Origin of the sequence: Rhodovulum kholense (genome assembly GCF_003053725.1) — a bacterium.
In the GTDB taxonomy this organism is placed as follows: Bacteria; Pseudomonadota; Alphaproteobacteria; order Rhodobacterales; family Rhodobacteraceae; genus Rhodovulum; species Rhodovulum kholense.
On sequence record NZ_QAYC01000009.1, the window covers coordinates 123,143 to 149,185 of the forward strand.

Here is a 26,043-nt window from a genome sequence, read left to right on the forward strand (position 1 = left end):
CCGTCGTCACGCTGCGGGGGCTGGCGATGCGGGCGCGGCTCGGGCGGCTTTGCCGCGCGGGCGTCACGCTCGGGCGGATCGAGGCAGATGCCGAGGGGCCGACAGCGCTTTGCTGGCCCAACGCGCGCGGACAGGCGCGGCCCCCCTGCGATACCGTCGCGCTTGGCTGGCACCTGCGGTCCGAAACCCATCTGGCCGAACTGGCGGGCGCGCGCCTTTTCCACGATCCGCTCTGGGCGCAATGGCGGCCCGAGGCCGACCCGATGGGCCGGGCGGGTGCCGGGCTTTATCTCGCGGGCGACGGGCTTTGCCTTCTGGGCGCCGACGCGGCCGAGATCGCGGGGCGGCTGGCCGCCATCGCCTGCCTTCAGGATCTGGGCCTGCCCCACCCCGCGTCCGATCTGCGCCGCCTCAAACGCCCGCGCCGCTTTGCGGCCGGTCTGGCGCAGGCCTTTCCCGACCCCGCCGCCAGGGTCGCGGCACCGCCCGACAGATCCGTCATCTGCCGCTGCGAGGGCATCACCGCGGGCGCGCTGCGCGAAAGCGCGGCCCATGGCGGGGCGGAGGCGAACCGGGTCAAGTCGCTGTCGCGCGCCGGTATGGGCCGCTGTCAGGGCCGCTATTGCCAGATCGCGGCGACCGAAATCCTGGCCGCCGCCACCGGGATCGCGCCAAGGATGCGGCCGACCGAGGCGGGACGGATGCGGGCCCAGGCCCCGGCGCGGCCGCTGCCGGTCTCGGCCTGCCTGGCCCGCCCGGACCCCGGCCGGTCGCAGACGATCCTGCCATCCAGGCGGCGCTGACAGCGGAATATGCTGCGCGCCCCGGCGCTTCGGCAGGAAGATACGGGGGCCATCGGCTAGGCTCGGCCCAAGATCACAGCGGAGGAGCCATGTCGCTCAGTTTCGACCCGGCACGCCTGTCCCTGCCGGAGGGTCATTTCATCGGCGGGCGCTATCTGCCCGGCCCCGACGCCATCGAGATCCGCGCGCCCTCGGACGGCCGCATCCTTGGCGCTATCCCGCAAGCCGATGCCGGGACCGTCGACCGCGCGGTCGAGGCCGCCCGCACGGCACTTGCCCGGTCGGGCTGGGCCGATCTGGCCCCCCGCGACCGGGTTCGCGCGCTGCAGGCCTGGGCCGATCTGATCGAGGCCGAGGCCGAGGACCTGGCCCGGATCGAGGCCGTGGCCTCGTCCCGCCCGATTGCCGAGGCGGTGCCGGGCGATGTCGCGATCCTGGCCGAACAGATCCGCTTTTTCGCAGAATTCGCCGACAAGGAGGGCGGCAGCCTGGTGCCGACCGGCGCCGGGCGGATGGGGATGATCGCGTCCGAACCCTATGGCGTCGTCGGCGCCATCACGCCCTGGAACTTCCCGCTGTCGATGGCGGGCTGGAAGCTTGGCCCGGCACTGGCCGCGGGCAATGCGGTGGTGCTGAAACCCTCCGAGATGACCCCCTGGTCGACGCTGCGCCTGGCCGAGCTGTCGGTGCGCGCGGGCCTGCCCGAGGGGCTGATCAACATCGTGCTCGGCGACGGGCCGAACGCCGGCGCGGCGCTGGTCGCCCATCCCGGCATCGCCAAGGTCTCGTTCACCGGCTCGACCCGGGCGGGCGCAGCGATCATGGAAAACATCGCGCGCAGCGGCATCAAGCCGATGACGCTGGAACTGGGCGGCAAGTCGCCGCAACTGGTCTTCGCCGATGCCGATCTGGACCTCGCCGCCGACTGCATCCTGCGCGGCATCACCGCCAATGCCGGTCAGGTCTGCGTCGCTGGATCGCGCCTGATCGCCGAAGCCTCGGTGGCCGAAGAGCTGGCCGCGAAAATCGCCGCGAAGATGGCCGGGATCGCCCCCGGCCCGACCTGGGAGGCGGCCACCGGCTATTCGCCGATCATCTCGGAGGCCCAGCTGTCGCGCATCGACGGCATCGTGCAGGCCGCCCGGGCCGAGGGCGCCGGGGTGCTGTGCGGCGGCGAACGCCTCGACCGGTCCGGCAGCTTCTATGCGCCCACGATCCTGACCGGGCCTGGCGCGGACTCGCCCGCCATCACCGAAGAGATCTTCGGCCCGGTCCTGACGGTCGAAACCTTCCAGACCGAGGACGAGGCGCTGGCCCTGGCTCGCCATCCGACCTATGGCCTCTGCTCGGGGATCTACACCCGCGATCTGTCGCGCGCGCTGCGGATGACCCGCGCGATCGAGGCGGGCACGGTCTGGGTCAACCGCTATGGCCGCTCGCGCGACCACATCCTGCCCACCGGAGGCTGGAAATCCTCGGGCCTTGGCAAGGATCTGGGCCGCGAGGCCTATCTGGCCAACCGACGCCAGAAATCCGTTCTGATCGACCTTTGAGCCGCCTTTTCAGGAGACGACCATGACCAACCACAAGATCGCCCTGATCCCGGGCGACGGCATCGGCGTCGACGTGACCGATGCCGCGATGGAGATCGCCACCGCCGCCGCCCGGCGCTTCGGCTTCACGCTGGCGACCGAGACCTTCCCCTGGTCCTGCGACCATTACCTGGCCACGGGGCGGATGATGCCCGAGGACGGGATCGAGACGTTGCGCGGCTTCGAAGCCATCTATCTGGGCGCGGTCGGCTGGCCCGCCACGGTGCCGGATTCCGTGTCGCTGCACGGGCTTTTGCTGCCGATCCGCAAGGCCTTCGCGCAATATGCCAATATCCGGCCGCACCGGCTGCTGAAAGGCGTCGAAGGCCCGCTGAGGTCGGAAGGCTTCGACATTCTCTGCATCCGCGAGAATACCGAGGGCGAATACTCCGGCGCGGGCGGGCGCGTGCATCAGGGCACGCCGGGCGAGGTCGCGATCCAGACCTCGGTCTTTACCCGGATGGGCGTCGAGCGCATCCTGCGCTTTGGCTTCGAGCAGGCGCGCGCGCGGCGCGGGCACCTGACCTCGGTGACGAAATCGAACGCCCAGCAGTATTCGATGGTCTTCTGGGACGAAGTCACCCGCGAGGTCGCCGCCGACTACCCGGACGTGAGCGTCGAGCCCATGCATATCGACGCGATGGCCGCGCGGATGGTGATGGCGCCCGAAAGCCTTGACGTGATCGTCGCCTCGAACCTTTTCGGCGACATCCTGACCGATCTGGGGGCGGCCATTCAGGGGGGTCTTGGCTTCGCGGCCTCGGCCAATATCAACCCCGACCGCAGCGCGCCCTCGATGTTCGAACCCGTGCACGGGTCGGCCCCCGATATCGCGGGCAAGGATATCGCCAACCCCATCGCCGCGATCTGGTCGGCGGCGATGATGCTCGATCATCTGGGCGAGGCCGAGGCCGCCGCCGCGATCCTTGCCGCCATAGAGGCCGCCACGGCGCAAGGCATCGGCACCCGGCCCGGCAGCCATTCCACATCCGACATCACGAAAGCCGTCGCCGCGGCGCTGGAGGCCCGAGAAGAATGAAGCTGAACGACCCCGACCTTTTCCGCCAGGCCGCGCTGATCGGCAAGGCGTGGATCTCCCGCCCCGACATGGCCGTCGAGAACCCGGCCGACGGCTCGGTCCTCGGCCACATGCCCGACTGCACCGCCGCCGAGACCGAAGACGCCATCGCCGAAGCCGGGGCCGCCATGGGCCCCTGGAAGGCGCGCACCCATGCCGAGCGGGCCGATATCCTGATGGCCTGGTACGGGCTGATGCGCACCCACGAGGAAGACCTCGCGCAGATCCTGACCGCCGAACAGGGCAAGCCGCTCGCCGAGGCCCTGGGCGAGATCCGCTACGGCGCGAGCTTCGTGCGCTGGTTTGCCGAAGAGGCCCGCCGGATCAATGGCGGTATCATCCCCTCGCCCACGCCCGACAAGCGCATCCTGACGCTGAAGGAACCCGTGGGCGTCTGCGCCATCATCACGCCCTGGAACTTCCCCAACGCGATGATCACCCGCAAGGTCGCCCCGGCGCTGGCGGCAGGCTGTACCGTGGTCATCAAGCCCTCGGACTTCACCCCCTATTCGGCGCTGGCGCTTGGCGTTCTGGCCGAGCGCGCGGGCATCCCCGCGGGCGTCATCAACATCCTGACCGGCCGCCCCGAAGAGATCGGCGCGACGCTGACCGGGTCCGCAATCGTGCGCAAGCTGTCCTTCACCGGCTCGACCCGGGTGGGGTCTCTGCTGATGGAGCAATGCGCGCCCACAGTGAAACGCCTCAGCCTGGAACTGGGCGGCAATGCGCCCTTCATCGTCTTCGACGACGCCGATCTCGACGCGGCGGTCGAGGGCGCGATGGCCTCGAAATTCCGCAATGGCGGGCAGACCTGCGTCTGTTCGAACCGCATCCTCGTGCAGGCGGGCATTCATGACGCCTTTGTCGAAAAGCTTTCGGCCAGGGTCGCGGCGCTGAAGGTGGGCGCGGGCACCGAGGACGGCACCCAGATCGGCCCGATGATCAACGCCGCCGCCATCGCCAAGATCGAGGCCCATGTCGCCGACGCGCTGGCAAAGGGCGCGACCCGGGCGACCCCCGCCCGCGATCTGCCGCCGCAGTTCGCCGATCCGGTGGTCCTGACCGGCGCCACGACCGCGATGCGGCTGGCCTCGGAGGAAACCTTCGGCCCGGTGGCGCCCATCTTCCGCTTTAAGACCGAGGCCGAGGCGCTGGCCCTCGCCAATGGCACGCCCTTCGGGCTGGCCGCCTATTTCTACACCCGCGATCTGGCCCGCGCCTTCCGGGTCGGCGAGGCGCTCGAGTTCGGTCTGGTGGGGCTCAATACCGGCGCGGTCAGCCATGAGGTGTCGCCCTTCGGGGGCGTCAAGACCTCGGGGCTCGGGCGCGAGGGCGCGCAGGCCGGGATCGAGGAATACCTTGAAACCAAAGCCTTCCATATGGGCGGCCTGCTCTGATCGAGGCAGGGCGCGCCCATCGGCGCGCCCTTTCCGGGGCCCCGGCGGCAGTGGCCCCGGGCGGTTAATTCTTATTTCGGATGTGGGGACTAGGCAGGGAGTCGTTTTCAACCAGTGAGCCCTGTTCATGAAAGCTGTCCTGGCGGTTCTCGCCACCCTCCTGACGCCTGGGATTGCAGCCGCCGGCACCGAGCGTTTCGCGCTTCATACCGACCTCGACCATGTCTGGACGATGACCGCCGCGGCGCTGGTCTTCATGATGCAGGCGGGCTTCCTGCTGCTCGAGGCCGGGCAGGTCCGGTCCAAGAACTCGATCAACGTCGCCCAGAAGAACCTGGTCGATTTCATCCTGTCGACGCTGGCCTTCGGCTCGATCGGCTTTGCGCTGATGTTCGGTCCCAGCCTCGGCGGATGGATCGGGTTTTCTTCCGACTACATTTTCTTCAACACCGAAGGCGACTGGTCGCTGACCTTCTTCGTCTTCCAGCTGATGTTCTGCGGCACCGCGGCCACCATCGTCTCGGGCGCGGTCGCGGAACGCGCGACGATGTCGGGCTACATGATCTGCACCCTGCTGATCGGCTGCCTGATCTACCCGGTCTCGGGCCACTGGGCGTGGGGCGGGCTGCTGTCGGGCGAGACCGAGGGCTGGCTCGCGCGGCTCGGCTTCATCGACTTCGCCGGGTCGACCGTGGTGCATTCGGTCGGTGCCTGGGTGGCTCTGGCCGCGATCATCCTCATCGGACCGCGGCTCGGGCGCTATGACGCAGCGGGACGGCCGGTCACGCTCCATGGCCATTCGCCGGTCCTGTCGACGCTGGGCGCGCTGATCCTCTGGATCGGCTGGATCGGGTTCAATGGCGGATCGACCAATATCGGGTCCGGCGCCATCGCCGGGATCATCGCCAACACCATCGTCTCGGGCGCGGCGGGCGGTGCGGTCGGGCTGATCATCGGAGCGCGCAAGACCGGCATCTACCGGCCCGAGCATCTGATCAACGGCTCGCTGGCCGGTCTGGTCGGCATCACCGCAGGCTGCGACGCGGTCGCGACGCAATCGGCCTTCCTGATCGGGGCCAGCGCGGGCGCCGTCGCCTTCCTTGCGCGTGAGATGCTGGACCGGGTCTGGCGGCTAGACGACCCGCTCGGGGCGATCTCGGTGCACGGCGTCGCAGGGGCCTGGGGGACGCTGATGGCGGGCGCCCTGGCCCGGCCCGATGCGCTGATGGCAGGCAGCCGGATCGCCCAGATCGGTGTGCAGGCCCTGGGCATCGGCGCGGTCTTCGTCTGGGCCTTCGGCACGGCCTTCGTTCTGCTGCGGATCGTGGACGCGCTGCTGCCCGCGCCCGACGGGCCGCGCGGCGGGCTTCGCGTCACGCGCGAGGCCGAGGAGGCCGGGCTGAACATTGCCGAACACGACGCGCCGCTGGGCCTTTCGGGGCTGGTGCGGGCGATGGCCCGCATCGCCGAGAACCCCTCGGCCGAGATCGGCAGGATCGAGACCGAACCGGGCGAGGAATCGCACGAGGCGGCGACCCTGTTCAACGGCATCGCCGAGAACATCCGCCGCAAGGCCGAAACCGACCGGCGGCTTGCCGACCAGTCCGAGGCGTTGCTGGCCGATCTGGCCGGGACCATCGAGGCGGTGCTGGACGGGCGGCTCGACCGGCGCATGCAGATCGGGCACGAGGGCCCCTTCGCCCGGGTGCCGGGGTCGATCAATGCGATGATCGGGTCGGTCGAGACTATGGTCGGCGAGATCGCCGCCTCGGCCCAGTCGGTCGCCGCCCATGCCGCGCAGCTCAGCGCCCAGAGCGCGACGCTGACCTCGGGCTCGACCGATCAGGCGCGCCAGATCGGGTCCGTTTCGGAAGAGATGGCCGAGCTGCGCGCCGAGGTCGACCGCAACGGCGCGCGTCTGGAACAGGCGCTGCTGAATTCCGAACTGGCGCGTCAGGGCGCGGCCGATGCCGCCGAGATTTCGCGGCGGGCCGTGGCCGGGATGGAACAGGCCAGCGCCGCGATCGGACGCATCGCCGCCGGGCTCGAGATGATCGACGAGGTCGCCTTTGCCACCCGACTTCTCAGCCTCAACGCCTCGGTCGAGGCGGCCCGGGCCAGCGGCACGGCCGGCGCGGGCTTTTCGGTGGTGGCGCAGGAGGTGCGCAGCCTCGCCGAGACCACCACCGCCTCGGCGGCCGACATCCGCGGCATGCTGAACGGGGTGCGCGAGACCGTCACCGGGGCGGTCCGCGAGGTCGCGGGCACCGATCACGCGCTGGAGGACATTCGCGGCCGCATCGCCTCGAATGCCACGCTGCTGGCCGAGGTCGAGGAAATGGAAGCGCGCTCGCGCACCCTCCTGGCGCGGGTCGAAACGACGCTGTCCGATCTGGCGCAGTCTTCACGGAAAGTGCTGGAAGAGGCGGACCAGACCCGTCAGGTGGCGCGCGAGTTGCACTCGAACGCCGCCCGCACCACCGCCACGGTCGAACGGTATCGCGCCGCCTGACCCTGCCGCAAAGGCCCGGTCTCCGCTCCGGTCGCGCGCGGGATCTTGCGAACCTCGCGGGCGGCCGATCGAGCGGTCCCCGAGTTTGCCCCAGAGTTTGTCTCTGAGTTTGTCTCTGAGCTTACCCTTGAGCTTGCCCCTGATATTTCATCCGGTTGCGACCTGCTCCCCTGAACTGTTTTCGTTTTGAGGTTAGCCTGTTCTCCAGACGAGGAGACAGACGAAGAAGAGAAGCCGTTTCAGCGAGTTGGAATGGGACCGTGGCCCAAGTGGGGCCGCGTAAGCCCATGGAAACCAGATCATTGGCATCCTGAAGGAGCATCAGGCCGGGCTGGGCGCGAAGGAGGTGTGCCGCAAGCACGGCGTCAGCGACGCGACCTTCTGCAAGTGGCGCTCGAGATATGGCGGCATGGAGGTTCAGGATGCTCGGCGGCTGAAGGCGCTGGAGGCCGAGAACGCGAAGCTGAAGAATACGCTGGGAAGAAACTTCCAAGACACGGTTCGAGGCGTCGTGCTGTGGACTGGGCCATGAAGGAGAAGAGCTGCTGGCAGCCGCGCGCCTGTGCGCTGGCCGGGATCGACCCGCGCGTGTATCGGCGGCAGCCGATCAGGCCGGAGGACCGGGAGTTGCGCGAGCCGCTGCGGGACCCGTCCGGCGAGAGACGGCGGTTCGGATATCGGCGTCTTCACATCCTGCTGCGGCGGGAAGGTTGGGCACTGAACTGGATCGAAGCCCGTCAATCAAACGATCCGGGGGATCGTTTGCAGGGCGTAGCGCTCTACCGGATCCACCGCGAGGAGGGCCTCACCGTGCGCAAGCGAGGGGGCCGCAAGCGGGCGCTGGGCACCAGGGCGCCGATGGCGATCCCGCAGGGACCGAACCGGCGCTGGTCGCTAGACTTCGTCTCGGACAGTCTGAGCGATGGCCGCCGTTTCCGGATCCTGTGATTGATCGACGACTTCAGCCGGGAATGCCTGGCGACGGTCGTCGACACCTCGCTTTCCGGCATCCGGGTCGCCCGAGAACTGGATCGGATCGCCGAGATCAGAGGCCATCCCTGCATGGTGGTCAGCAACAACGGGACCGAGCTGACTTCGAACGCCATCCTCAAATGGCAGCAGGATCGTCGGATCGAATGGCATTACATCCCGCCGGGGAAACCGATGCAGAACGGCCTTGTCGAGAGTTTCAATGGCCGCCTGAGGGGCGAATGCCTCAACGAGCATCTGTTCGCCAACTTGCGCCCTGCCCGCGGCCTGATCACGGCGTGGAGAGACGACTACAACCATCACCGCCCCCACACGAGCCTCGACGGGCTCACCCCGTGGGAGTATCGCCAAAGGTCGAAAGAGGACCAAACCCTGAACAGAGCTAACCTATAAACGCGGACTCCGAGGGGAGCAGCAGGTCAGTCGCGACCTTGTCCCGGCCGGCGTTCTCGCCGAACGGCGCTAGGCAAGCAATCGCCCGACGCCCGCAGCCTTCCTCCGGGCCTTCGTCCCGCAGAGCGGGGCGATTGCGGCGGTCAGGTTTCGTGCGTGATCGGCCGGGGTCCGATCCTCCGGGGCCGGCGCCCGGCGGAGCAGGCGGCCGCCCGGGCCGCGATCACGGGCGTTGATCAAGGCGCCACCGGTTTGCGCCCGGTGGCCGACCGCGTGAGACCGGCCGCCGGGCACAGTCGCGGTCGGCGGATCGACGTGCATCCGGCCGTTGACAGGCACCGCAAAGCCGTTCCGCATCGGCTTGCCAGGTCCGTCCGCTTCCAGTTCGTCCGGGTCCGGTTGGTCTCGGCCCGGTTCGTCCGGGTCCGGTTCGTCGGACGCTCACCGCGCCCGATCCCCTTCCGTGCCGGATCGGCGGCCGTCGCGCCGGGCGTGCCTAGCCCGCCTGCGCGCTGCGCATGGCCGAGGGCAGGTCCGGGCTCTCCTCGACGCCGAGCCCGGGAAAGACGCCTGCCGCCGACCGGCCCTCGATCTCGAGGAACTCCTCGCGCGCAAGCGGCCGGCCCAGAAGGTAACCCTGCGCCTCGTTGCACCCGGCCTCCATCACCTGCAGCAACTGCTCGCGGGTTTCGATCCCTTCCGCCACGACGTCGATCCCCATGCTGCCGCACAGCATGCAGACCGCCCGCACCACCGCGGCGCCGCCCAGATCGCTGTCGATCTCCTGCACGAAGGAGGCGTCGATCTTCACCTTGTCGAACGAGAAGATCCTGAGATAGCGAAGCGAGGAATAGCCGGTGCCGAAATCGTCCAGCGAGATCCGGACGCCCATGCCCTTCAGCGTGATCAGCTTGTCCTTCACGTCGTCGGTGTCCTCGAGCAGCACGCCTTCGGTGATTTCCAGCACCAGCCGGGCGGGCGGCAGGCCGCTCGATTTCAGCGCCGCGACCACATCGCCGACAATGTCGTGGCGCCGGAACTGGACCGGCGACAGGTTGACGGCGACGTTCAGCCGGTCGGGCCACGCGGCCGCCTCGGTGCAGGCCATCCGCAGCACGAGCGCCCCGAGCGGCACGATCAGCCCCAGCTCTTCGGCCATGGGGACGAATTCGGCGGGCGGGACCAGCCCGCGCGTCGGGTGCCGCCAGCGCAGCAGCGCCTCGGCCCCGGTGATCCGCCCGGTATCGAGATTGACCAGCGGCTGGAACAGCATCGAGAACTGGTCCAGCTCGATGGCGCGCTTGAGATCCGCTTCCAGCTTGATCAGCGCGTTCTGCCGGTCCAGCATGTCCGTGTCGAACAGAAGGCACTGGCCGCGGCCCGCGGACTTGGCCGCGTAAAGCGCGATATCGGCGCGCGACATGATGGTTTCGGCGCGGTCGCCGTGCTCGGGCGCGAGCGCGATGCCGACGCTGGCCCCGATATCCGCCAGCCGCCCGTCGATCCTGAAGGGTTGCGAGAGCAAGTCGATGATCCGGTCGCCAAGCCCCAGCGCGCTGTCGGGTTGCTGCTGGCCGATCTGGATCACGGCGAATTCGTCGCCGCCGAACCGCGCAACGGTGTCGCCCTCGCGCACCGCGCCCTGCAGACGCTCGGACACATGGCGCAACAGTTTATCGCCCGCGGCATGGCCGAGCGTGTCGTTGACATGCTTGAACCGGTCGAGATCGACGAAGAGGATCGCCGCGGGCCGGTTCGGGTCGGCGGTGGCGATGGCGTAGTCGATGCTGTCCGCAAAGGCGCGCCGGTTCGGAAGCCCGGTCAGCGTGTCGTGCCGGGCCATGTGGAGGGCCTGTTCCTCCTGGTCGACCCGGTCGGAAATGTCGCTGGCGATCATCATCCAGCCGCCGGGCACCGGCTGGACCTGCAACAGGACATGCCGCCCGTCGTCCAGTTCCCACGACGCCGAGTCCGATCCGCCCTGGGCGATCAGGGCCTTCATGCGGCTGGCAAAAGCCGCCCCGCCGCCGGGACGCGCGGCGGTCATCCGGCAGCCGACCTGAGTCAACAGCCGGTCCAGCATCACCGAGCCCTGCCCTGAAGTCAGCTCTTTCGGCATGCCGAAGAAGGACCAGAACATCGCGTTCGCCACCAGAAGCTTGCCGGTCTCGTCGAACATGCACAGGCCCGCCGGCATGTTCTCTACGGTCTCGGACAGAAGCGCCCGCTGGGTCTTCATCTCGGCGGCCAGCCGCCGGGTCTCGACGATGCTGTCGCGCAGCGCATGGGCCGAATGGGACAGGGTCGACAGCTCGTTCCGTTCGGTGCCGAAATCCGGCAGCCGGACGGTATCGTCCCCGGCAAGCAGCCTGCGCAGGGCCTCGTTCAGTGCGATCAGCGGCAGGCTCAGGCGCCGCAGGACCCAGATCGCCGCGCCGAGGGCCAGCCCCCCGGCGGCCGCCAGGGTCACCACGATCAGACGCAGGCTTTGCTCGACGATGGTGTCCTGACGGTCCAGCGCAACCGCAGTGTCGGCGCGGGTCAGCGTGGTGATGTCGGTGATCTTCGCGGTCAGAGCGGCCGCCATCTGTTCGGCCCCGATCTCGAAATGCTCCTTCGCCTCTTCGAAACGGCCGTCATCGGCGAACCTGTCGGCAAGCCGGAACTTGTCGAGATAGCCGTCCCAGTCACGTTGAATCTCGGCGACGATCCTTTTTTCCTCGGACGACAGACCGAACGTCTTGAGACGCAAGAGAGCCTGTCCGAAGGCCGAACTTGCCATACGCTGCGCGTCGTGCAGATCCTGGCGTTCGAACGGATCGTCCTCAAGAACGGACCGTTCGGCGGCGATCTCGTGATCGCTCAGCGCATTCTCCATGTCATTGATGGCAAAGAGCCGCGAAACCGAGACATCGCCGACCGATCGCGCCGAGTCCCCCAGTGCCCGGAGTTCCACATATCCCATGACGCCAAGCGTCACGCTGGTCAGGAAAAGCGCCAGCATGATCCCGATCAGGCGCACCCCGAGCCCCGTCGCCGCAAGGCGATTGACGAGCCATCCCCGGCCGCTGCGCGTTTCCGTCATGTCCGTCTCCGTCCCCTGGCGGATCGTTCCGCCTGCCCCGGGTCTGCGCGCCCCGACCTTCGCCCGGGAGGCGTTGCCCCCCCGACACTGCAAGGGACTGACGCCATCAGCTTAAAACCGCTTTAAGAGACCCGGGATTGCCGCCTGCAGGGCCTTCCATTTTCATAGCAATCGAATAGGTCAAATTGATGGCATCCGAGGGACCGCCTTGACGGATCAGTCCGCGACCCGCGAAAACCGCCGGCCGGCAGCCGATGGAAGACCGGCGGGCGGGCCCTGCCCGTCCCGTCGAACAGGCCCGTCCGGGCGCCGACGACAGCCGGGCCGGATCGCAAGGCCGCGACCGGGCCGTGTCGGCCGGATCGCGCCGCCGGTCGCCGGCCCTATTCCGGGATCAGCGCGAAACCATGGGTCGCACCGTTCGGCGCGATGCCATAGCCGGTGATCCAGCCATTGTCGTTGATGTCCTTGGCCAGAACCAGATGCCAGCCGCTTTCCGGGTCGATGCAGTCGTTCAGATCGACCAACCGCCGGTCGGCCCGGGTCCAGAGCACGGCGGCGTTGCCGTTCCCGGCGGCGCTGTAGCCGACCACCTCGCCCCGGTCGTTCAGCCCGAAGGCATGGCTCATGTCCTTGCCCCCGGGCAGGTCGCCGATGTCGTACAAGACCGCGCCATCCCAGAAAAAGCCGCGATCCGTGCCGCTTTCGCCGATGCCCTTGCCGACGATCTCGCCCGACCGGTTCATGTCGTTGACAAGGCTCGCATAACCGCCGCCGGAAAATTCCGGCAGCAGGGTCCAGACCCCGGCGTCGTAGCGGAAGGCGCGCACCTCGTCATGGCGCGCGGCCTGGCCCGCGATCTGGCCCGCGTCGTTGATGACCATGCCATGGGCGGTGTCGAATTGCGGCCCCGGCAAGCCGATCTCGACCAACCGCCCGCCCTGCCACAGCGCCACGCTTTCCTTGCGGTCGGGGCGTCCGACATAGCCGGTGATGTCGCCCCGGGCGTTGATCGAATGCGCCTGCCCCGGATCGGCGTCGGGCTCCAGCGCGGGCAGCAGCGAGATGCCCGACTTGTCCCAGAGCGCGACCGCCGGGCCCTCGTCGGTATAGGTGGTTCCGACGATCTGCCCGGCCTCGTTGATGTCCTCGGCCTGGCTGTAGATCGGCTCGCCCATCAGCCGCAGCACGCCGAGATCGCGCATCTGCCCGCCTTTCCAGTAGAAGGCATGGGTGGCGCCCGTCATGTCGGCGGCGGCGCCGACGACGGCATTGTCCTCGCTGATCGCGTGCGGAACGCTGGTCGCGCTGCCATCCGCCAGATCGCCCAGATCGACCACGAAATAGAAGGGCCGCTCCGGCGCGTCGGTCAGCGGCGGCATCGCGACCGCCGGTCCCGCCGCCAGGTCCGACCCCGCCAGCACCAGAGCCAGCGGCAGGACCACGGCCCGGCAGAGGTGCGGAACACCGGCCGGTTCGGCAATGGTGACGGCGGTCTTTACGAGGGCGGGCATGCGAGGCTCCTGATCCGGGCCGTCCGCGATGCGGATGGGCGCGATGGCGGGCGACATAGCCCGAGCCATGTCACGGAGTCCTTGATCCATGATAAACTTTTCTTGCGACACGATCGCTCATATCGTACCCGGCCGGACGGAAGACCGCGTTGTCGCCCGGTGAAAGGCATTCATCAACCTTTTGCAGGGTTCCATGCAGACGAGCCCATTCGCGAGAAAGACCGCCCGCCATGCCCGATCGCGCCAGCCGCACTCCTGCCCGCCGGTCCTGCCCCGGATCCTGCCGCTCGCTCTGTGCGCTGCCGCCCGCCAAGGCGCTGCCGATCCTGTCGGTCGCGCTCGGTGCCTCGGCCTTCCTGTGGCTGGGACTCGGCGCCGGTCTGGCGCGGCTTGCGGCGGGCGCCGCCAGTCCGCCCGTGCTGGCCGAATTCTGCGTGCTTGGCCTGCAGGGCTTCGGGATCTGCGCCCTGGCGCTGGGCCTGCTGATCGGCCTGGCCCGGCCGCCGCGCGGCCCGCAGGACTGAACCGCAGGACAGCGACAGCGAACCGGGACGCACCGCCGCTCAGTGCAGCGCGACCGATCCGAGGAAGGGCAGATCGACGCCGAAAGACCCGGCCAGCAGCACCGCGTTCAGGCTCAGCACCACGACCGCGCCCGCAACCGCGAGGCCCCGCACCAGTGGCCCGGCGGCATAGGTCCCCATCACGTCGCGCCGCCCGGCAAAGACGATCAGCGCGATCATCGGCACCGGCAGCGCGATCGACAGGATCACCTGGCTGACGACCAGCGCCTGGGTCGCGTTGACCCCGGCCGCGACCACCGCAAAGGCGGGCAGCATCGTCACCAGCCGCCGCAGCCAGATCGGGATCCGAATCCTCAGAAAGCCCTGCATGATCATCTGACCGGCCATGGTGCCGACGACCGAACTGGAAATACCCGAGGCGATCAGCGACAGCAGGAACACCCCCGCCGCCGCCGCGCCCAGAAGCGGGGTCAGCGTGTGATAGGCGGTCTCGATCTCGGACACCTCGCTATGGCCGGTGTGAAAGGCGCTGGCCGCCATCATCACCATGGCCATGTTGACGATCCCGGCGACGGCCAGCGCCGCCACGACCTCGATGTCGGAATAGCGCAGCACCTTGGCCCGCTCGGCCTCGCTGTGGATGACCGTCCGGGTCTGGGTCAGACCAGAATGCAGGTAGATCGCATGCGGCATGACGGTGGCCCCGATGATGCCGACGGCGATGGTCAGCGCCGCGGTATCGGGCATCGAGGGGGTCACCAGACCCAGCCCCGCGGCGCCCCAGTCGATGGGGGCGATCAGGATCTCGGCCAGATAGCACAGCCCGATCACCCCGACCAACGCTCCGATGATCAGCTCGATCGGCCGGAAGCCGCGCCCCTGGGCCAGCAGGATCGCATAGGTGACGATGGCCGTGATCGCCATGCCGACGAGCAGCGGCAGGTCCAGCAGCAGCGACAGCCCGATGGCCCCGCCCAGGAACTCGGCCAGATCGGTGGCCATGGCCGCCACCTCGCTGACGGCCCACATCACGCCCACCAGCGGGCGCGGAAAGTGGTCGCGGCACAGTTCGGCCAGGTTCTTGCCGGTGACGATGCCAAGCCGGGCCGAGAGGCCCTGAAACAGCATCGCGATCAGGTTCGCCAGCAGCACCACCCACAAAAGCGCGTAGCCATAGCCCGCCCCGGCCTGGATGTTCGTCGCGTAGTTGCCGGGGTCCATATAGGCCACCGAGGCGATCACCGCCGGCCCCACGAAGAGCAGCCGGGCACGCAGCCCGTGACGCTTGCCCGCGAGAACGGCAGACATTTCCAGACGGGTGCGGTCGCTCGGGCTCACGGTTTCGTCCTGCGGGCAGGGGGTGAAGGGATGACGTTCGAAATGTAGCCAGGGCTTTATTCCGTGCAAGTGTCTTTATCGTGATGGTGCGTCTTTGTTTTCCTCCGGACACGGCAAGAGGGGCTGGTCTGGACCGCCCGGCGCGGGTATATATTGGGGTCTGACAGTCCGGCCGGCCGCGGCGCCGGTGCGGGAGAGGAGACCCGATGCCGCCCGACGCGCCCCCGACCTGCGACCCGCAAACGGACCTCACCGCCGATGCGCAGCCCGACCGGTTCCAGCGGGCCCGCGAGGCGCAGGCAGTGGCCTTGCTTGAGGATTATGTCGAGATGATCGGCGATCTGATCGCCGAGCACGGCGAGGCGCGGGTGGCCGACATCGCCCAGCGCATGGGCGTGGCGCATCCGACCGCGACCAAGGCGGTCTCGCGGCTCAAGCGCGAGGGGCTGGCGGTGTCGCGGCCCTATCGGGGCGTGTTCCTGACCGAAGACGGCGCGGCGCTGGCCGACCGGGTGCGGCAGCGCCACCGGGTGGTGGTCGATCTGCTGGTGGCGGTGGGGGTGCCGCGCGAGACCGCCGAGCTTGACGCCGAAGGCATCGAACATCACGTCTCGGACGCGACGCTGCATGCCTTCGAGGGGTTTCTGGACGCGAAGGGCTGACCGCCGCCGTCACTTCACCCGCAGCGGCAGGCCCGACACCACGAATTCGACCTCGTCGGCCACCTTGGCCACGCGCTGGTTGACCCAGCCCTGGGCATCGCGAAAGGCCCGCGCCAGCGCGTTTTCCGGCACGATGCCCATGCCGACCTCGTTCGAGACCAGCACCACCGGCGCCTGCTGACGCAAAAGCGCCGCGGTCAGGGCCTCGGCCTCGGGTTCCCAGTCGCGCCCGGCGAACATGTGATTGGACAGCCAGAGCGTCAGGCAGTCGACCAGACGCGGTCCGGCGCCGTCGCTGCGGTCAAGCGCGCCGACCAGATCGAGCGGTTCCTCGATCAGCGTCCAGCCCGGCCCCCGCGCCACCCGGTGGCGGGCCACGCGGTCGCGCATCTCGTCGTCCTGCGGCTCCGAGGTGGCAATGTAGACCGGCGCGCCCGGCATCGCCCGCACCCGTGCCTCGGCATGGCTGCTCTTGCCCGACCGGGCCCCGCCGGTCACCAGAACGATCCGTCCCATCGCGCTCTCCTCTTGCCGCAGGGCGCTGCATAGCCCGCACCGCGCCGCGCTTCAATCGCCGCCCGGAACGGGTCCGGCACGGTTCCTGCTTGGGGAGGCGCGTGGAATTGGTATAAACTTCGAAACGGACAGGACGGGCGGCCGCCGATCCGGACGAAGACCGCGCCGCAGGGAAGGAGACATGCCATGTGCCAGATCTTTGCGGGTCAGGACCCCGAACGGTATCAATCCACAACGCGGCGGCTGCGGCTGAACGGGCAAAGCACCAGCATCAGGCTGGAAAACAGCTTCTGGGCGATCCTCGACGAAATCGCGGTTTCCGAAGGCGTGACGACGCCCGCCTTCATCTCGAAGCTGCATGCCGAGGTGCTGGAACTGCACGGCGAGCCGTCGAATTTCACCTCGCTTCTGCGCTGCACCTGCCTGATCTTCCGCGAGACGGTCCCGGCCGGGGGCGCGATGGCGATGGCCGCCGAATAGGCCCGCACGGAAGGCCCGCGCGGTAGTATCAAGCTACTACCCGCACCCTCCCCGCCTCGCGCTAGGATCATTCCGAACGGAAGACCCAGCAAGAAGGGGACCATCTTGGCCAAGGCGATCCACAGCATGATCCGGGTGCTCGACGAAGAGCGGTCGGTCGCGTTCTACGACAAGGCCTTCGGGCTGAAGGTCGCGGACCGGCTCGACTTCCCGGAGTTCACGCTGATCTACATGAGCAACCCGGAAACCGAATTCGAACTCGAACTGACCGTCAACAAGGACCGGACCGAGCCCTATGACCTCGGCGACGGCTATGGCCATCTCGCGGTGTCGGTCGAGGATCTCGATGCCGAACATGCGCGCTTCGAGGCGGAGGGCCTCGCGCCGCGCAAGCTGGTGGAATTCGCCCCGGCGGGCGAATTGGTCGGGCGGTTCTTCTTCGTCGCCGATCCGGACGGCTACCAGATCGAGGTGCTGGAACGCAGCGGCCGCTTCAAATGACCCGATAAAGAGAAAAGACCGATAACGACAAGAGACAGGGCGGCTGGACCCCGCCCGTCTGTCAAGGGAGGAGACCAGATGACAGACCAGCAAGCCGTCCGGGCACTGACCCGGCGCCAGCTTCTTGCGCGCGCCAGCGCGGCGGGGGCGACTTTGGTGGTGGGGGCGGGCTTCGTCGCCGCGCCAGACGCCGCCTGGGCGCTCGAGACCACCGCATTGAAACCCGAGACCTTCGCGACCCTCGTGCAGATGGCGCGCGACATCTACCCCCATGACCGGGTCGGCACCGAATATTACGCGGTCGCGGTCAAGGGCTACGACAGCGCCGAGGCCGCGCCCATGGTCGAGGCCGGGGTCGCCGCGCTGGACGCGGCCGCCCGGGGCCACGGCTTCGCCAGCTACCTGGGCACCGGCTGGGAAAGCGACCGGGTCGCGATCCTGCGCGGGATCGAGGACAGCCCCTTCTTTCAGACCGTGCGCGGCGGGCTCGTGACCGGGCTTTACAACCAAAAAGCGCTTTGGCCGCTCTTTGGCTACGAGGGCGAGAGCTATTCGAAGGGCGGCTATCTGCACCGCGGCTTCGACGACATCGCCTGGCTCTGAGCCATAGCCAGTCAGGGAGGAACGGACATGGCTGCGAAATTCGACAAGACCGACGACAGTGTGGTCGTCATCATCGGCACCGGCGCGGGCGGCGGGGTGCTGGCCAACGAACTGGCGCAGAAGGGCGTCAAGGTCGTGGCGCTGGAGGCCGGCGGGCGCTATCTGCCCGAGGATTACATCAACGACGAATGGGAAAGCTTCGGCCAGCTGGCCTGGACCGACCCGCGCACCACATCGGGCGACTGGCGGGTGGCGCGCGACTTCCCGGCCCTGCCCGCCTGGATCGTCAAGGCGGTGGGCGGCACCACCACCCACTGGGCCGGGGCCTCGCTGAGGTTTCAGGACCACGAATGGAAGGGCAAGACCACCTATGGCCCGGTGCAGGGTGCGAACCTGCTCGACTGGCCGATCGACGCGGCCGAGATGGAGCCCTGGTACGATCTGGCCGAGAAAAAGCTCGGTGTGACCCGCACCAACGGCTTGCCCGGCCTGCCGGGGAACAACAACTACAAGGTCTTCGAGGCGGGCGCGCTGGCGCTTGGCTACAAGGAGGTCAGCACCGGCCGGATGGCGATCAACTCGGTCGAGCGCGACGGGCGCGTCAGCTGCCAGCAGACGGGGTTCTGCTTCCAGGGCTGCAAATGGGGCGCCAAATGGTCCTCGGCCTATACCGACATTCCGCGCGGCGAAGAGACCGGCAATCTCGAGGTCCGCGACCGGTCGCATGCCGCGCGCATCCTGCATGACGCGACCGGCAAGGTGACCGGGGTCGAGTATTTCGACGCCGAGGGCACTCTGCAGATGCAGAAGGCGCGGATCGTCTGCGTCGCCGGGAACTCGTTCGAAAGCCCGCGGCTCCTGCTGAACTCGGCCTCGTCGATGTTCCCCGACGGGCTGGCCAATTCCTCGGGCCAGGTCGGGCGCAACTACATGAGGCACATGACCGGGTCGGTTTATGCCACCTTCGAAAAGCCCGTCAGGATGTGGCGCGGCACCACCATGGCCGGGATCATCCGCGACGAGGCGCGTCACGACCCCTCGCGCGGCTTCGTCGGTGGCTATGAATTCGAGACCCTGAGCCTCGGCCTGCCCTTCATGGCGGCCTTCCTCGATCCGGGCGGCTGGGGGCGCGAATTCACCTCGGCGCTCGATGCCTACGAGACCATGGCGGGCATGTGGATCGTCGGCGAGGACATGCCGCAGGAAACCAACCGCGTCACCCTCAACCACGACGTGACCGACCAGCACGGCCTGCCGGTGGTCGATGTGCATTTCGACGACCACCCGAACGACCGGGCGATGCGCGCCCATGCCTATGCCCAGGGCCGCGCGATCTACGAGGCGGTGGGCGCGACCCGCACCTTCCCGACGCCGCCCTATCCCTCGACCCACAATCTCGGCACCAACCGAATGTCGGAAAACCCGAGGGACGGCGTGGTGAACCGCTGGGGGCAGACCCATGACGTGTCGAACCTCTTCGTGTCGGACGGCTCGCAATTCACCACCGGCGCGGCCGAGAACCCGACCCTGACCATCGTCGCGCTGGCGATCCGCCAGGCCGACCATATCGCCCGCGAAATGTCGGCGCGGACGATCTGACGGGACCGCGGGGGCCGGGCGGCACCGCCCGGCCCTTGTTCCGCGGCCCCCCCGCCAGGCGGCATCCCTGCGCGGCACCGCCCAAGACCCGATCTTCAGCTTGATTTGGCCCGCGAATCCACCACATCCCTCGGACGACGCCCCCGCCGGGGCCGCCGCCAAGGAGCCCACCGTGCCGACTGTCCGCCCGACCGCCTATCGCCTTCTGACGAGTGCCCTCTTCGCCGCCGCAAGCTGTTTTGCCGCCGTTCTTGCCGCCGCCCCCTTCGCCGCGGCCGATCCGGCTTCGGTCCCGCCCGCACCGGGCCTTTCAGCTCCCGAACTCGGCGCCCCCAAAGCTTTCAGCTTCGACATGCTGGCCTCCCGCGCCGCCGCGCTGGCCGCCCGACCCTATGCGCCGACGCCGGTGCATCAGCCCGACGTGCTGGAAAAGATCGACTATGACGCGCATTGGAAGATCTTCTTCCGGCCCGAGACCTCGCTGATGATCGGCGACACCGCGGCGCAGTTCTTCCATCTCGGCACCTATTTCCGCCAGCCGGTGAAGATCTTCGCGGTCGAGGACGGCACCGCCCGCGAGCTGGTCTACAGCACCGGTTATTTCGACATGCCGGAAGACAGCCCGGCCCATGCGCTGCAACCCGATGCGGGCTTTGCCGGATTCCGCCTGATGCGGCCCGACATGAAAACCGACTGGATCTCGTTTCTCGGCGCGGCCTATTTCCGCTCGGACGGCGCGCTGAAGCAATACGGGCTGTCGGCACGCGGCATCGCGCTCGATACCGGCATGTCGGTGCCCGAGGAATTCCCGCGCTTCACCGAATTCTACCTCGAGCCGGGTCCGGACGGCCGCACCATCGTCAACGCGCTGCTGGACGGGCCAAGCGTCGCGGGCGCCTACCGGATGGTGCTTGGCGATCACCCCGGCCAGGGCCAGATCATGGACATCACCGCGCGGCTGTTCTTCCGCGCACCGGTCGAACGGCTGGGGATCGCGCCCCTGACCTCGATGTTCTGGTATTCCGAAAGCAACCGTTTCCAGTCGGCGGACTGGCGGCCCGAGGTGCATGACACCGACGGGCTGATGATCGAGACCGGCGCGGGCGAACATATCTGGCGGCCGCTGAACAACCCCGACCGGGTCGTGACCTCCAGCTATTTCGACCGGGACATCAAGGGCTTCGGGCTAATCCAGCGGGACCGCGACTTCGAGAACTACCAGGATGACGGCGTGTTCTACGACAAGCGCCCAGCGGTCTGGGTCGAGCCGACCTCGCCCTGGGGCGCGGGTGCGGTCCAGTTGATCGAGATCCCGACCGATGACGAGATCTTCGACAATATCGTCGCGTTCTGGAACCCAGAGACCAAGCCCCAGGCAGGCGACGAGATGACGTTTTCCTACCGGCTGCACTGGACCGCGACCCCGCCGGTCGAGATGAAGCTGGCCCATACCGTTGCCACCCGGATCGGCAATGGCGGCGTGCCCGGCCAGCCGCGGCCAAAGGACCAGATCAAGGTCGTCGTCGATTTCGAGGGGCCCGCGCTGAAGGGGCTGAACCGCAAGGACGGGATCCTGCCAAAGGTCTCGGCGCCCCAGGGGGTCGTGATCATCAACCCCTTCGTGCTGCCGGTGGTGGACACCGACCGCTGGCGGATGGTGTTCGACCTCAAGGCGCCGCCCGGAACCGAGACGGTGGACCTGCGCGCCTATCTGACACGGGACGGCAAGCCGTTGACCGAAACCTGGCTCGGCCAGATCCATCCCGACCAGATCGACCGGCTGCGCTGAGGCGCGCCGGTCCGGCCCTGACCTGACAAGTCCGGGCGCTCAGACGATCTGCAGATCATCGGCCAGCGCCAGGACCGATGTGATCCCCTCGACCACGATCCCGTTTCCGGCACGGAAATCGAACATCAGACCGGTGCCGGTCTCGGTGGCCAGGCTCAGCACTTCGGCCAGATCGAGCGGCGCGCCCCCCCAAAGCGCGCCGTCAAACCTGAGCGTGTCGAGATCGTCCTCGAAATCCGCGATCCGGTCCCAGCCGCCGGTGAAGATGAAAAGATCGGCCCCGGCACCGCCGATCAACAGGTCGGACCCCGCCCCGCCATCCAGCAGATCGGCCCCCTCGCCGCCATCGAGCCAGTCGTTTCCGTCCCCGCCCCACAGGCGGTCGTCGCCGGTGCCGCCCACAAGCCCGTCATCGCCCGCCCCGCCCGACAGCGTATCCGGCCCGCCGAGCCCGCAAAGATAATTGGCCCCCGCATTGCCGGTCAGGACATTGGCCAACGCGTTGCCGGTGCCATCAAGCGCCGCGCTGCCGCCCAGCGTCAGTTGTTCGACATGATCGCCAAGCGTCCAGCTGAGGCTGGCGCAAACCCGGTCCCAGCCCTCGTCCGGCCGCTCTAGGGTCCGGTCCCCGGCCGTGTCGACCGCATAGAGGTCGTCACCCGTCCCGCCCTCCAGCAGGTCGCCCCCGGCCCCGCCCCAGAGCCGGTCGTCGCCATCGCCCCCCAGCAGCCAGTCGTCCCCCGCCCCGCCCTGCAGCGTGTCATCACCCCCGTTGCCCTGCAAGGTGTCACGGCCCCCCCGACCGTCAAGCCGGTTGGCCCCCGCATTGCCGGTCAGGACATTGGCCAACGCGTTGCCGGTGCCATCAAGGGCCGCGCTGCCGCTCAGCGTCAGTTGTTCGACATGATCGCCAAGCGTCCAGCTGAGGCTGGCGCAAACCCGGTCCCAGCCCTCGCCCGGCCGCTCGAGGGTCCGGTCCCCGGCAGTGTCGACCGCATAGAGGTCGTCGCCCGTGCCGCCCTCCAGCAGGTCGGCCCCGGCCCCGCCCCAGAGCCGGTCGTCGCCATCGCCACCCAGCAGCCAGTCGTCTCCCGCCCCTCCCTGCAGCGTGTCGTTTCCGGCTTCGCCCCGCAGGGTGTCGGTGCCGCTGCCGCCCGACAGCAGGTCGTCGCCCCCGCCGCCCAGGATCAGGTCGTCCCCCTGGGTTCCGGTCAGACGGTCGTTGCCCGCACCCCCGGCGATCGGGGGCGGCGCTTCGGGCGCGGTCAGGTCGGCGAAGGTCCGCCCCACCTCGGTCAGGTTGCCCGCGGCGTCGAAAAGGCCGCTGTTCAGATACCAGCCGTCGCCGCCCTCATAGGCCGCGAACCAGGCATGGCGTTCGACGAAGTCGAGATCGTCCATCATCTCGGTCGCGGCGCGGGCGAAAGCAGCCTGCTCTGCGGCGCTGAAGCTGCGCGCGCCGGTCCAGTCGGCCAGCACCCATTCGGTCACCCAGACCGGCCTGTCGTACTGGGCATGGACGGCCTTCAGCCAGGCCTCGAACTCGGCCACATCGCCGCTGTCGGAATAGTAATGGACTGCGACGAAATCGACGGTCTGGCCGCGCGCCTCGGCCCCCGCCACGAACCGGCCGAGCCAGGAGTCCCCGCCCAGCGTCTGGTCCTGCGAGGCGGCTGGCGACCCGAGCCGGAGTCCGGTCGCCTCAAGCGCCGACCACAGGTGTAGCGCCTGCGCGATGCTCATGTCGGCCTGCCGGTCCAGATCGGGCTCGTTGAACCCCAGAAGGGCCGTCGCCCCCGAGGCCCGGATGCGCTCCAGCGCTTCGGGCGTCACCAGCCGCTCGTCCCAGGTCATGCCGACGAACCCGACCGTCTCGGGCGCGGGATCGGCATCGTAAAGCGCCCAGTCGGACCAGGTGTAATACCAGGCGACCCCGACGCTTTCGAGGTCGTTCAGCGCGCTGCCGAGGGAATCGCGGTCCCAGATGCCAAGTCCGATCTTCTCGGGATGCTCGATGCTCATGCCTGCCGTCCGTCCGGGATGCCCCTGCCCAGACCGGAGGAGGTGCCACGGCGGGGTGCTGCGCGGCGGCCAAAATTTCAACCAAATCATGGAAATCAAGGCCATTTTTAGTCGATCAGGGATCCAGCCCCGGCGCGGTCGTCCGACCGGTCGTGCAGAATGGCCTTGCCCTCGGGCGGCAGGACCACAATTGGGAGGGCACGACCCATAGCGCACAGGCAGGCGGGCATGACACGCAGCTCGGACCCGGTGGTGCTTCGGCACCGACACCTCGAACAGATCGCGATGACCGCGCTGCAGGCCGGCGTGCTGCTGACCGAAACGGGAGGCAAATCGCTTCTGGTCAAGGAGGGGATGCGCAAGATCGCCGAGGGGCTTGGCGCCGAAGAGGTGCATGCGCGGATCGGCTTCGCCTCGCTCGCGATCACCGTCACCCATGGCGAGAACACTATCACCCGGATGACGGGCACCGGCGGGCATGGGGTCAACATGCGCCTGAACCACGCCATCCGCGATCTCTGCGTCGAGGTCGAGAAGGGCGGCCAGACCGCCGAGCAGGTCCGCGAGGCGCTGGCCCGGCTGAAGGCCGGGACGCCGCATCACCCCCGGCTGGTGATCGCGCTGGCCGCAGGCATCGCCTGCGCCGCCTTCGGGCGGCTTCTGGGGGTCGACTGGGCCGCCTTCGGGCCCGTTCTGGCGGCCAGCACGGCGGCGCAATGGGTCCGGGTCAGCCTGCTGCGCCGGGGCACCAACACCTTCGTTCTGACCGCCATCGTCGCCTGCCTCGCGGCCAGCCTCGCGGGGCTGCTGGCGATCCCGGCGGGCAGCCACATGATCGAAACGGCGATGACGGCGGCGGTTCTGCTGCTGGTGCCGGGGGTTCCGGCGATGAACGCGCAGACCGACATCATGGAGGGCCATCCGACCACCGGAAGCGCCCGTTTCGTGACCGTCGGCATGATCCTCGTCTTCATCACGGTGGGGATCTCGGCCGCGCGGCTTCTGGTTCCGGCGCTTCCCGACCAGATCTTCGAGCCGCAGCGCTCGGTGCTGCACCAGGCCGTCTTCGGCGCGGTCGCGGCGGCAGGGTTCGGGGTCCTGTTCAACTTCGGCTGGGTCCGGCTGGTCTGGGCGGCGGCGGCGGGCGCGCTGGCGCTGGCGGTGCGCACCGTCGGCATGGATCTGGGCTGGAGCCTCGAGGCGGCCTCTTTCGCCGCCGCCGCCTCGGTCGCGCTGGGGGTCGAGATCTTGTCCCTGCCGCGGCTTCGGGTGGCGCGGATGGGCACCGCGCTGGCGGTCGCGGGCTGCATCCCGATGATCCCGGGCGGGGCCGCCACGCAATGCATCATCGGCCTTCTGACCCTGACCGCAGAGGACCCGGCGACCGCCGCCGAAACGCTGGGCATGACCGCGTCGGCCGGACTGCGGGTGGCCTTCACCATCGGCGCGATCGGCGCCGGGCTGACGATCGTGCGCAGCCTGTTCCGCCGGTCGGATTTCGTCTGAGCGCGTGCCTCGGCGAAGGTCGCGCTATTCGGCGGCCAGCGGCACCTCGCCCGGGCGGCCGATCTGGGTCAGCGTGCCGACCACCTGGCCCAGAAGCCGCCGCACCGCGTCGAAATCGGCATTCGGGCGCACCGTGGCCTCGTCCATGTAAAGCGAGCGGTCGATCTCGACCTGCACCGCGTGGCGCCGCCGCGAGGGCAGGCCGTAGCGCTGAGTGATATAGGCCCCGGCAAAGGGCGCGTTGCGCCCGACCCTGAGCCCCGCATTGGAAAAGGCCTGCTCGACCCGGTCGACGATCTCGCCGCCCGCCGAGGTGCCGAACCGGTCGCCCAGCACCACCTCGGGGCGGGGCCGCCCGCCCGCCCGTGCGCTTTCGATGGCCTCGCGCGGCATCGAGTGACAGTCGATCAATATCGATTCGCCGAACCGGGCCAGCGCTTCCTCGACCAGCGATTCGAGTTGCCGGTGATAGGGCCGCCAGCAAGTCTCGATCCGGGTCTCGGCCTCGGTCAGGGCGATCTTGCCGCGATAGATGGCGCGACCGTTTGCCACGACCCGGGGGATCACCCCCAGCCCCGAACTGATCCGCGGATTGTGTCCGGCCAGCCGCGCCCCGTCGATGACGGCTGGGTCGAGTTCCTCGGCGGCGCGGTTCAGATCCACATAGGCGCGCGGGGCCGAGGCCACGATCAGCGGCGCGCCATGCTCGGGCGCGTCGGAAAACAGGAGATCGACGAAGGCATCCTCGGACGACCGCACGGAACGTTCGTCCAGCACCGTCTGGCGGAGGAACGACCAAGAATAGTCCCGCCCGCTATGGGGCGAGGAAAATACAACGCTGGTGGTCGGCCAGTCCGGCCGGAAAAGCTTGAACGCTTGCACGCCGCCACGTCCTCCTTCGAACGTTTATAACGGTATTTCGCGGCCGACCAAAAGCCCTTGCACCCTCCTCCGACTCCTTTTATAGACCTGCGAACCGACGCGGTCCTGCCCGCGTCCGTTTTCTTTCGGACGGGTGGGATGGCATCGGCGACCGGGCGGTTAGCTCAGCGGTAGAGCACTACGTTGACATCGTAGGGGTCACTGGTTCGATCCCAGTACCGCCCACCATCGAATTTCTGCCCCTGCGGCGCAACGCC

Annotated in this window: 19 protein-coding genes, 1 tRNA gene and 1 pseudogene; 15 read left to right on the forward strand and 6 right to left on the reverse strand. The window is 68.6% G+C overall.

What is annotated here, in order from left to right:
• Nucleotides 1–26 precede the first annotated feature (26 nt).
• The 6 genes and pseudogenes from C8N38_RS13015 (at nucleotide 27) to C8N38_RS13045 (ending at nucleotide 8,765) form a co-directional block, all read left to right on the forward strand.
• The gene (locus C8N38_RS13015; protein ID WP_245895743.1) at nucleotides 27–803 is read left to right on the forward strand and encodes a (2Fe-2S)-binding protein; all 777 of its coding nucleotides are present in this window, start codon (nucleotides 27–29) and stop codon (nucleotides 801–803) included.
• Nucleotides 804–892: 89 nt separating this feature from the next.
• Nucleotides 893–2,356 carry an aldehyde dehydrogenase family protein gene (locus C8N38_RS13020; protein ID WP_108027610.1) on the forward strand — a complete coding sequence of 488 codons (1,464 nt, stop codon included), beginning with the start codon at nucleotides 893–895 and terminating at the stop codon, nucleotides 2,354–2,356.
• A 22-nt stretch (nucleotides 2,357–2,378) separates the two neighbouring features.
• Nucleotides 2,379–3,434, forward strand: a complete 1,056-nt coding sequence (locus tag C8N38_RS13025; RefSeq protein WP_108027611.1) for a tartrate dehydrogenase — start codon at nucleotides 2,379–2,381, stop codon at nucleotides 3,432–3,434.
• On the forward strand, nucleotides 3,431–4,870 hold the full coding sequence (locus tag C8N38_RS13030) for an NAD-dependent succinate-semialdehyde dehydrogenase (protein ID WP_108027612.1): 1,440 nt from the start codon (nucleotides 3,431–3,433) through the stop codon (nucleotides 4,868–4,870). The genes C8N38_RS13025 and C8N38_RS13030 overlap by 4 nt, the downstream gene beginning before the upstream one ends.
• A 127-nt stretch (nucleotides 4,871–4,997) precedes the next feature.
• The gene (gene amt / locus C8N38_RS13035; protein ID WP_108027613.1) at nucleotides 4,998–7,382 is read left to right on the forward strand and encodes an ammonium transporter; all 2,385 of its coding nucleotides are present in this window, start codon (nucleotides 4,998–5,000) and stop codon (nucleotides 7,380–7,382) included.
• Nucleotides 7,383–7,680: 298 nt separating this feature from the next.
• Nucleotides 7,681–8,765, forward strand: a pseudogene (locus C8N38_RS13045) (IS3 family transposase).
• A gap of 496 nt (nucleotides 8,766–9,261) precedes the next feature.
• Here C8N38_RS13045 and C8N38_RS13050 read toward each other — a convergent pair.
• Nucleotides 9,262–11,850 carry an EAL domain-containing protein gene (locus C8N38_RS13050; protein ID WP_108027615.1) on the reverse strand — a complete coding sequence of 863 codons (2,589 nt, stop codon included), beginning with the start codon at nucleotides 11,848–11,850 and terminating at the stop codon, nucleotides 9,262–9,264.
• 383 nt (nucleotides 11,851–12,233) lie between these two features.
• The gene (locus C8N38_RS13055; RefSeq protein WP_146176276.1) at nucleotides 12,234–13,364 is read right to left on the reverse strand and encodes a hypothetical protein; all 1,131 of its coding nucleotides are present in this window, start codon (nucleotides 13,362–13,364) and stop codon (nucleotides 12,234–12,236) included.
• A 230-nt stretch (nucleotides 13,365–13,594) separates the two neighbouring features.
• Here C8N38_RS13055 and C8N38_RS13060 point away from each other — a divergent pair, with 230 nt between their 5' ends.
• On the forward strand, nucleotides 13,595–13,888 hold the full coding sequence (locus tag C8N38_RS13060; protein WP_108027617.1) for a hypothetical protein: 294 nt from the start codon (nucleotides 13,595–13,597) through the stop codon (nucleotides 13,886–13,888).
• Nucleotides 13,889–13,927: 39 nt separating this feature from the next.
• Here the strand turns inward: C8N38_RS13060 and C8N38_RS13065 are convergent, their stop codons facing one another.
• A complete protein-coding gene (locus C8N38_RS13065) occupies nucleotides 13,928–15,196 on the reverse strand; it encodes an Nramp family divalent metal transporter (RefSeq protein WP_108027665.1) in 1,269 nt (422 codons plus the stop codon).
• Between the two features lie 236 nt (nucleotides 15,197–15,432).
• On the opposite strand from C8N38_RS13065, the gene mntR reads away from it, so the two are divergent.
• Nucleotides 15,433–15,888, forward strand: a complete 456-nt coding sequence (gene mntR, locus C8N38_RS13070; RefSeq protein WP_108027618.1) for a manganese-binding transcriptional regulator MntR — start codon at nucleotides 15,433–15,435, stop codon at nucleotides 15,886–15,888.
• A 9-nt stretch (nucleotides 15,889–15,897) separates the two neighbouring features.
• Here mntR and cobU read toward each other — a convergent pair whose 3' ends face one another.
• Nucleotides 15,898–16,404: a bifunctional adenosylcobinamide kinase/adenosylcobinamide-phosphate guanylyltransferase gene (cobU, locus tag C8N38_RS13075; protein ID WP_108027619.1), complete on the reverse strand. Its 507-nt coding sequence runs from the start codon at nucleotides 16,402–16,404 to the stop codon at nucleotides 15,898–15,900.
• A 186-nt stretch (nucleotides 16,405–16,590) separates the two neighbouring features.
• On the opposite strand from cobU, the gene C8N38_RS13080 reads away from it, so the two are divergent.
• The 5 genes from C8N38_RS13080 to C8N38_RS13100 all read left to right on the forward strand — a co-directional run bounded on the left by C8N38_RS13080 (nucleotide 16,591) and on the right by C8N38_RS13100 (nucleotide 21,376).
• A complete protein-coding gene (locus C8N38_RS13080) occupies nucleotides 16,591–16,884 on the forward strand; it encodes a ribbon-helix-helix domain-containing protein (RefSeq protein WP_108027620.1) in 294 nt (97 codons plus the stop codon).
• Between the two features lie 105 nt (nucleotides 16,885–16,989).
• Nucleotides 16,990–17,385 carry a VOC family protein gene (locus C8N38_RS13085; RefSeq protein ID WP_108027621.1) on the forward strand — a complete coding sequence of 132 codons (396 nt, stop codon included), beginning with the start codon at nucleotides 16,990–16,992 and terminating at the stop codon, nucleotides 17,383–17,385.
• Nucleotides 17,386–17,463: 78 nt separating this feature from the next.
• Nucleotides 17,464–17,988, forward strand: a complete 525-nt coding sequence (locus C8N38_RS13090; protein WP_108027622.1) for a twin-arginine translocation signal domain-containing protein — start codon at nucleotides 17,464–17,466, stop codon at nucleotides 17,986–17,988.
• A 27-nt stretch (nucleotides 17,989–18,015) separates the two neighbouring features.
• Nucleotides 18,016–19,587, forward strand: a complete 1,572-nt coding sequence (locus C8N38_RS13095; protein WP_108027623.1) for a GMC family oxidoreductase — start codon at nucleotides 18,016–18,018, stop codon at nucleotides 19,585–19,587.
• 172 nt (nucleotides 19,588–19,759) lie between these two features.
• Nucleotides 19,760–21,376, forward strand: a complete 1,617-nt coding sequence (locus tag C8N38_RS13100; RefSeq protein ID WP_108027624.1) for an OpgD/OpgG family glucan biosynthesis protein — start codon at nucleotides 19,760–19,762, stop codon at nucleotides 21,374–21,376.
• A 39-nt stretch (nucleotides 21,377–21,415) separates the two neighbouring features.
• Here C8N38_RS13100 and C8N38_RS21980 read toward each other — a convergent pair whose 3' ends face one another.
• Entirely contained in the window at nucleotides 21,416–23,398 is a 1,983-nt protein-coding gene (locus C8N38_RS21980; RefSeq protein ID WP_158272351.1) for a glycosyl hydrolase, read from the reverse strand.
• A gap of 228 nt (nucleotides 23,399–23,626) precedes the next feature.
• Between C8N38_RS21980 and C8N38_RS21985 the strand changes: the two genes are divergently transcribed.
• Nucleotides 23,627–24,904 carry a threonine/serine exporter family protein gene (locus C8N38_RS21985; RefSeq protein WP_245895744.1) on the forward strand — a complete coding sequence of 426 codons (1,278 nt, stop codon included), beginning with the start codon at nucleotides 23,627–23,629 and terminating at the stop codon, nucleotides 24,902–24,904.
• A 24-nt stretch (nucleotides 24,905–24,928) separates the two neighbouring features.
• On the opposite strand, the gene C8N38_RS13115 is transcribed toward C8N38_RS21985, so the two are convergent.
• Nucleotides 24,929–25,786, reverse strand: coding sequence for an N-formylglutamate amidohydrolase (locus C8N38_RS13115; RefSeq protein WP_108027626.1), 858 nt, complete (start codon nucleotides 25,784–25,786; stop codon nucleotides 24,929–24,931).
• 153 nt (nucleotides 25,787–25,939) lie between these two features.
• On the opposite strand from C8N38_RS13115, the gene C8N38_RS13120 reads away from it, so the two are divergent.
• Nucleotides 25,940–26,014: transfer RNA gene (locus C8N38_RS13120), tRNA-Val, on the forward strand.
• The last annotated feature ends 29 nt before the right edge of the window (nucleotides 26,015–26,043 follow it).

Coding starts and splice junctions, on each gene's coding strand:
- C8N38_RS13055 (WP_146176276.1), bottom strand. CDS start 13,364: ATGCCCGCCCTCGTAAAGACCGCCGTCACCATTGCCGAACCGGCCGGT.
- C8N38_RS13015 (WP_245895743.1), top strand. CDS start 27: ATGCGGGCGCGGCTCGGGCGGCTTTGCCGCGCGGGCGTCACGCTCGGG.
- C8N38_RS13030 (WP_108027612.1), top strand. CDS start 3,431: ATGAAGCTGAACGACCCCGACCTTTTCCGCCAGGCCGCGCTGATCGGC.
- C8N38_RS13080 (WP_108027620.1), top strand. CDS start 16,591: ATGTGCCAGATCTTTGCGGGTCAGGACCCCGAACGGTATCAATCCACA.
- amt (WP_108027613.1), top strand. CDS start 4,998: ATGAAAGCTGTCCTGGCGGTTCTCGCCACCCTCCTGACGCCTGGGATT.
- C8N38_RS21980 (WP_158272351.1), bottom strand. CDS start 23,398: ATGAGCATCGAGCATCCCGAGAAGATCGGACTTGGCATCTGGGACCGC.
- C8N38_RS21985 (WP_245895744.1), top strand. CDS start 23,627: ATGACACGCAGCTCGGACCCGGTGGTGCTTCGGCACCGACACCTCGAA.
- C8N38_RS13090 (WP_108027622.1), top strand. CDS start 17,464: ATGACAGACCAGCAAGCCGTCCGGGCACTGACCCGGCGCCAGCTTCTT.
- mntR (WP_108027618.1), top strand. CDS start 15,433: ATGCCGCCCGACGCGCCCCCGACCTGCGACCCGCAAACGGACCTCACC.
- C8N38_RS13025 (WP_108027611.1), top strand. CDS start 2,379: ATGACCAACCACAAGATCGCCCTGATCCCGGGCGACGGCATCGGCGTC.
- C8N38_RS13065 (WP_108027665.1), bottom strand. CDS start 15,196: ATGTCTGCCGTTCTCGCGGGCAAGCGTCACGGGCTGCGTGCCCGGCTG.
- C8N38_RS13095 (WP_108027623.1), top strand. CDS start 18,016: ATGGCTGCGAAATTCGACAAGACCGACGACAGTGTGGTCGTCATCATC.
- C8N38_RS13050 (WP_108027615.1), bottom strand. CDS start 11,850: ATGACGGAAACGCGCAGCGGCCGGGGATGGCTCGTCAATCGCCTTGCG.
- C8N38_RS13060 (WP_108027617.1), top strand. CDS start 13,595: ATGCCCGATCGCGCCAGCCGCACTCCTGCCCGCCGGTCCTGCCCCGGA.
- cobU (WP_108027619.1), bottom strand. CDS start 16,404: ATGGGACGGATCGTTCTGGTGACCGGCGGGGCCCGGTCGGGCAAGAGC.
- C8N38_RS13020 (WP_108027610.1), top strand. CDS start 893: ATGTCGCTCAGTTTCGACCCGGCACGCCTGTCCCTGCCGGAGGGTCAT.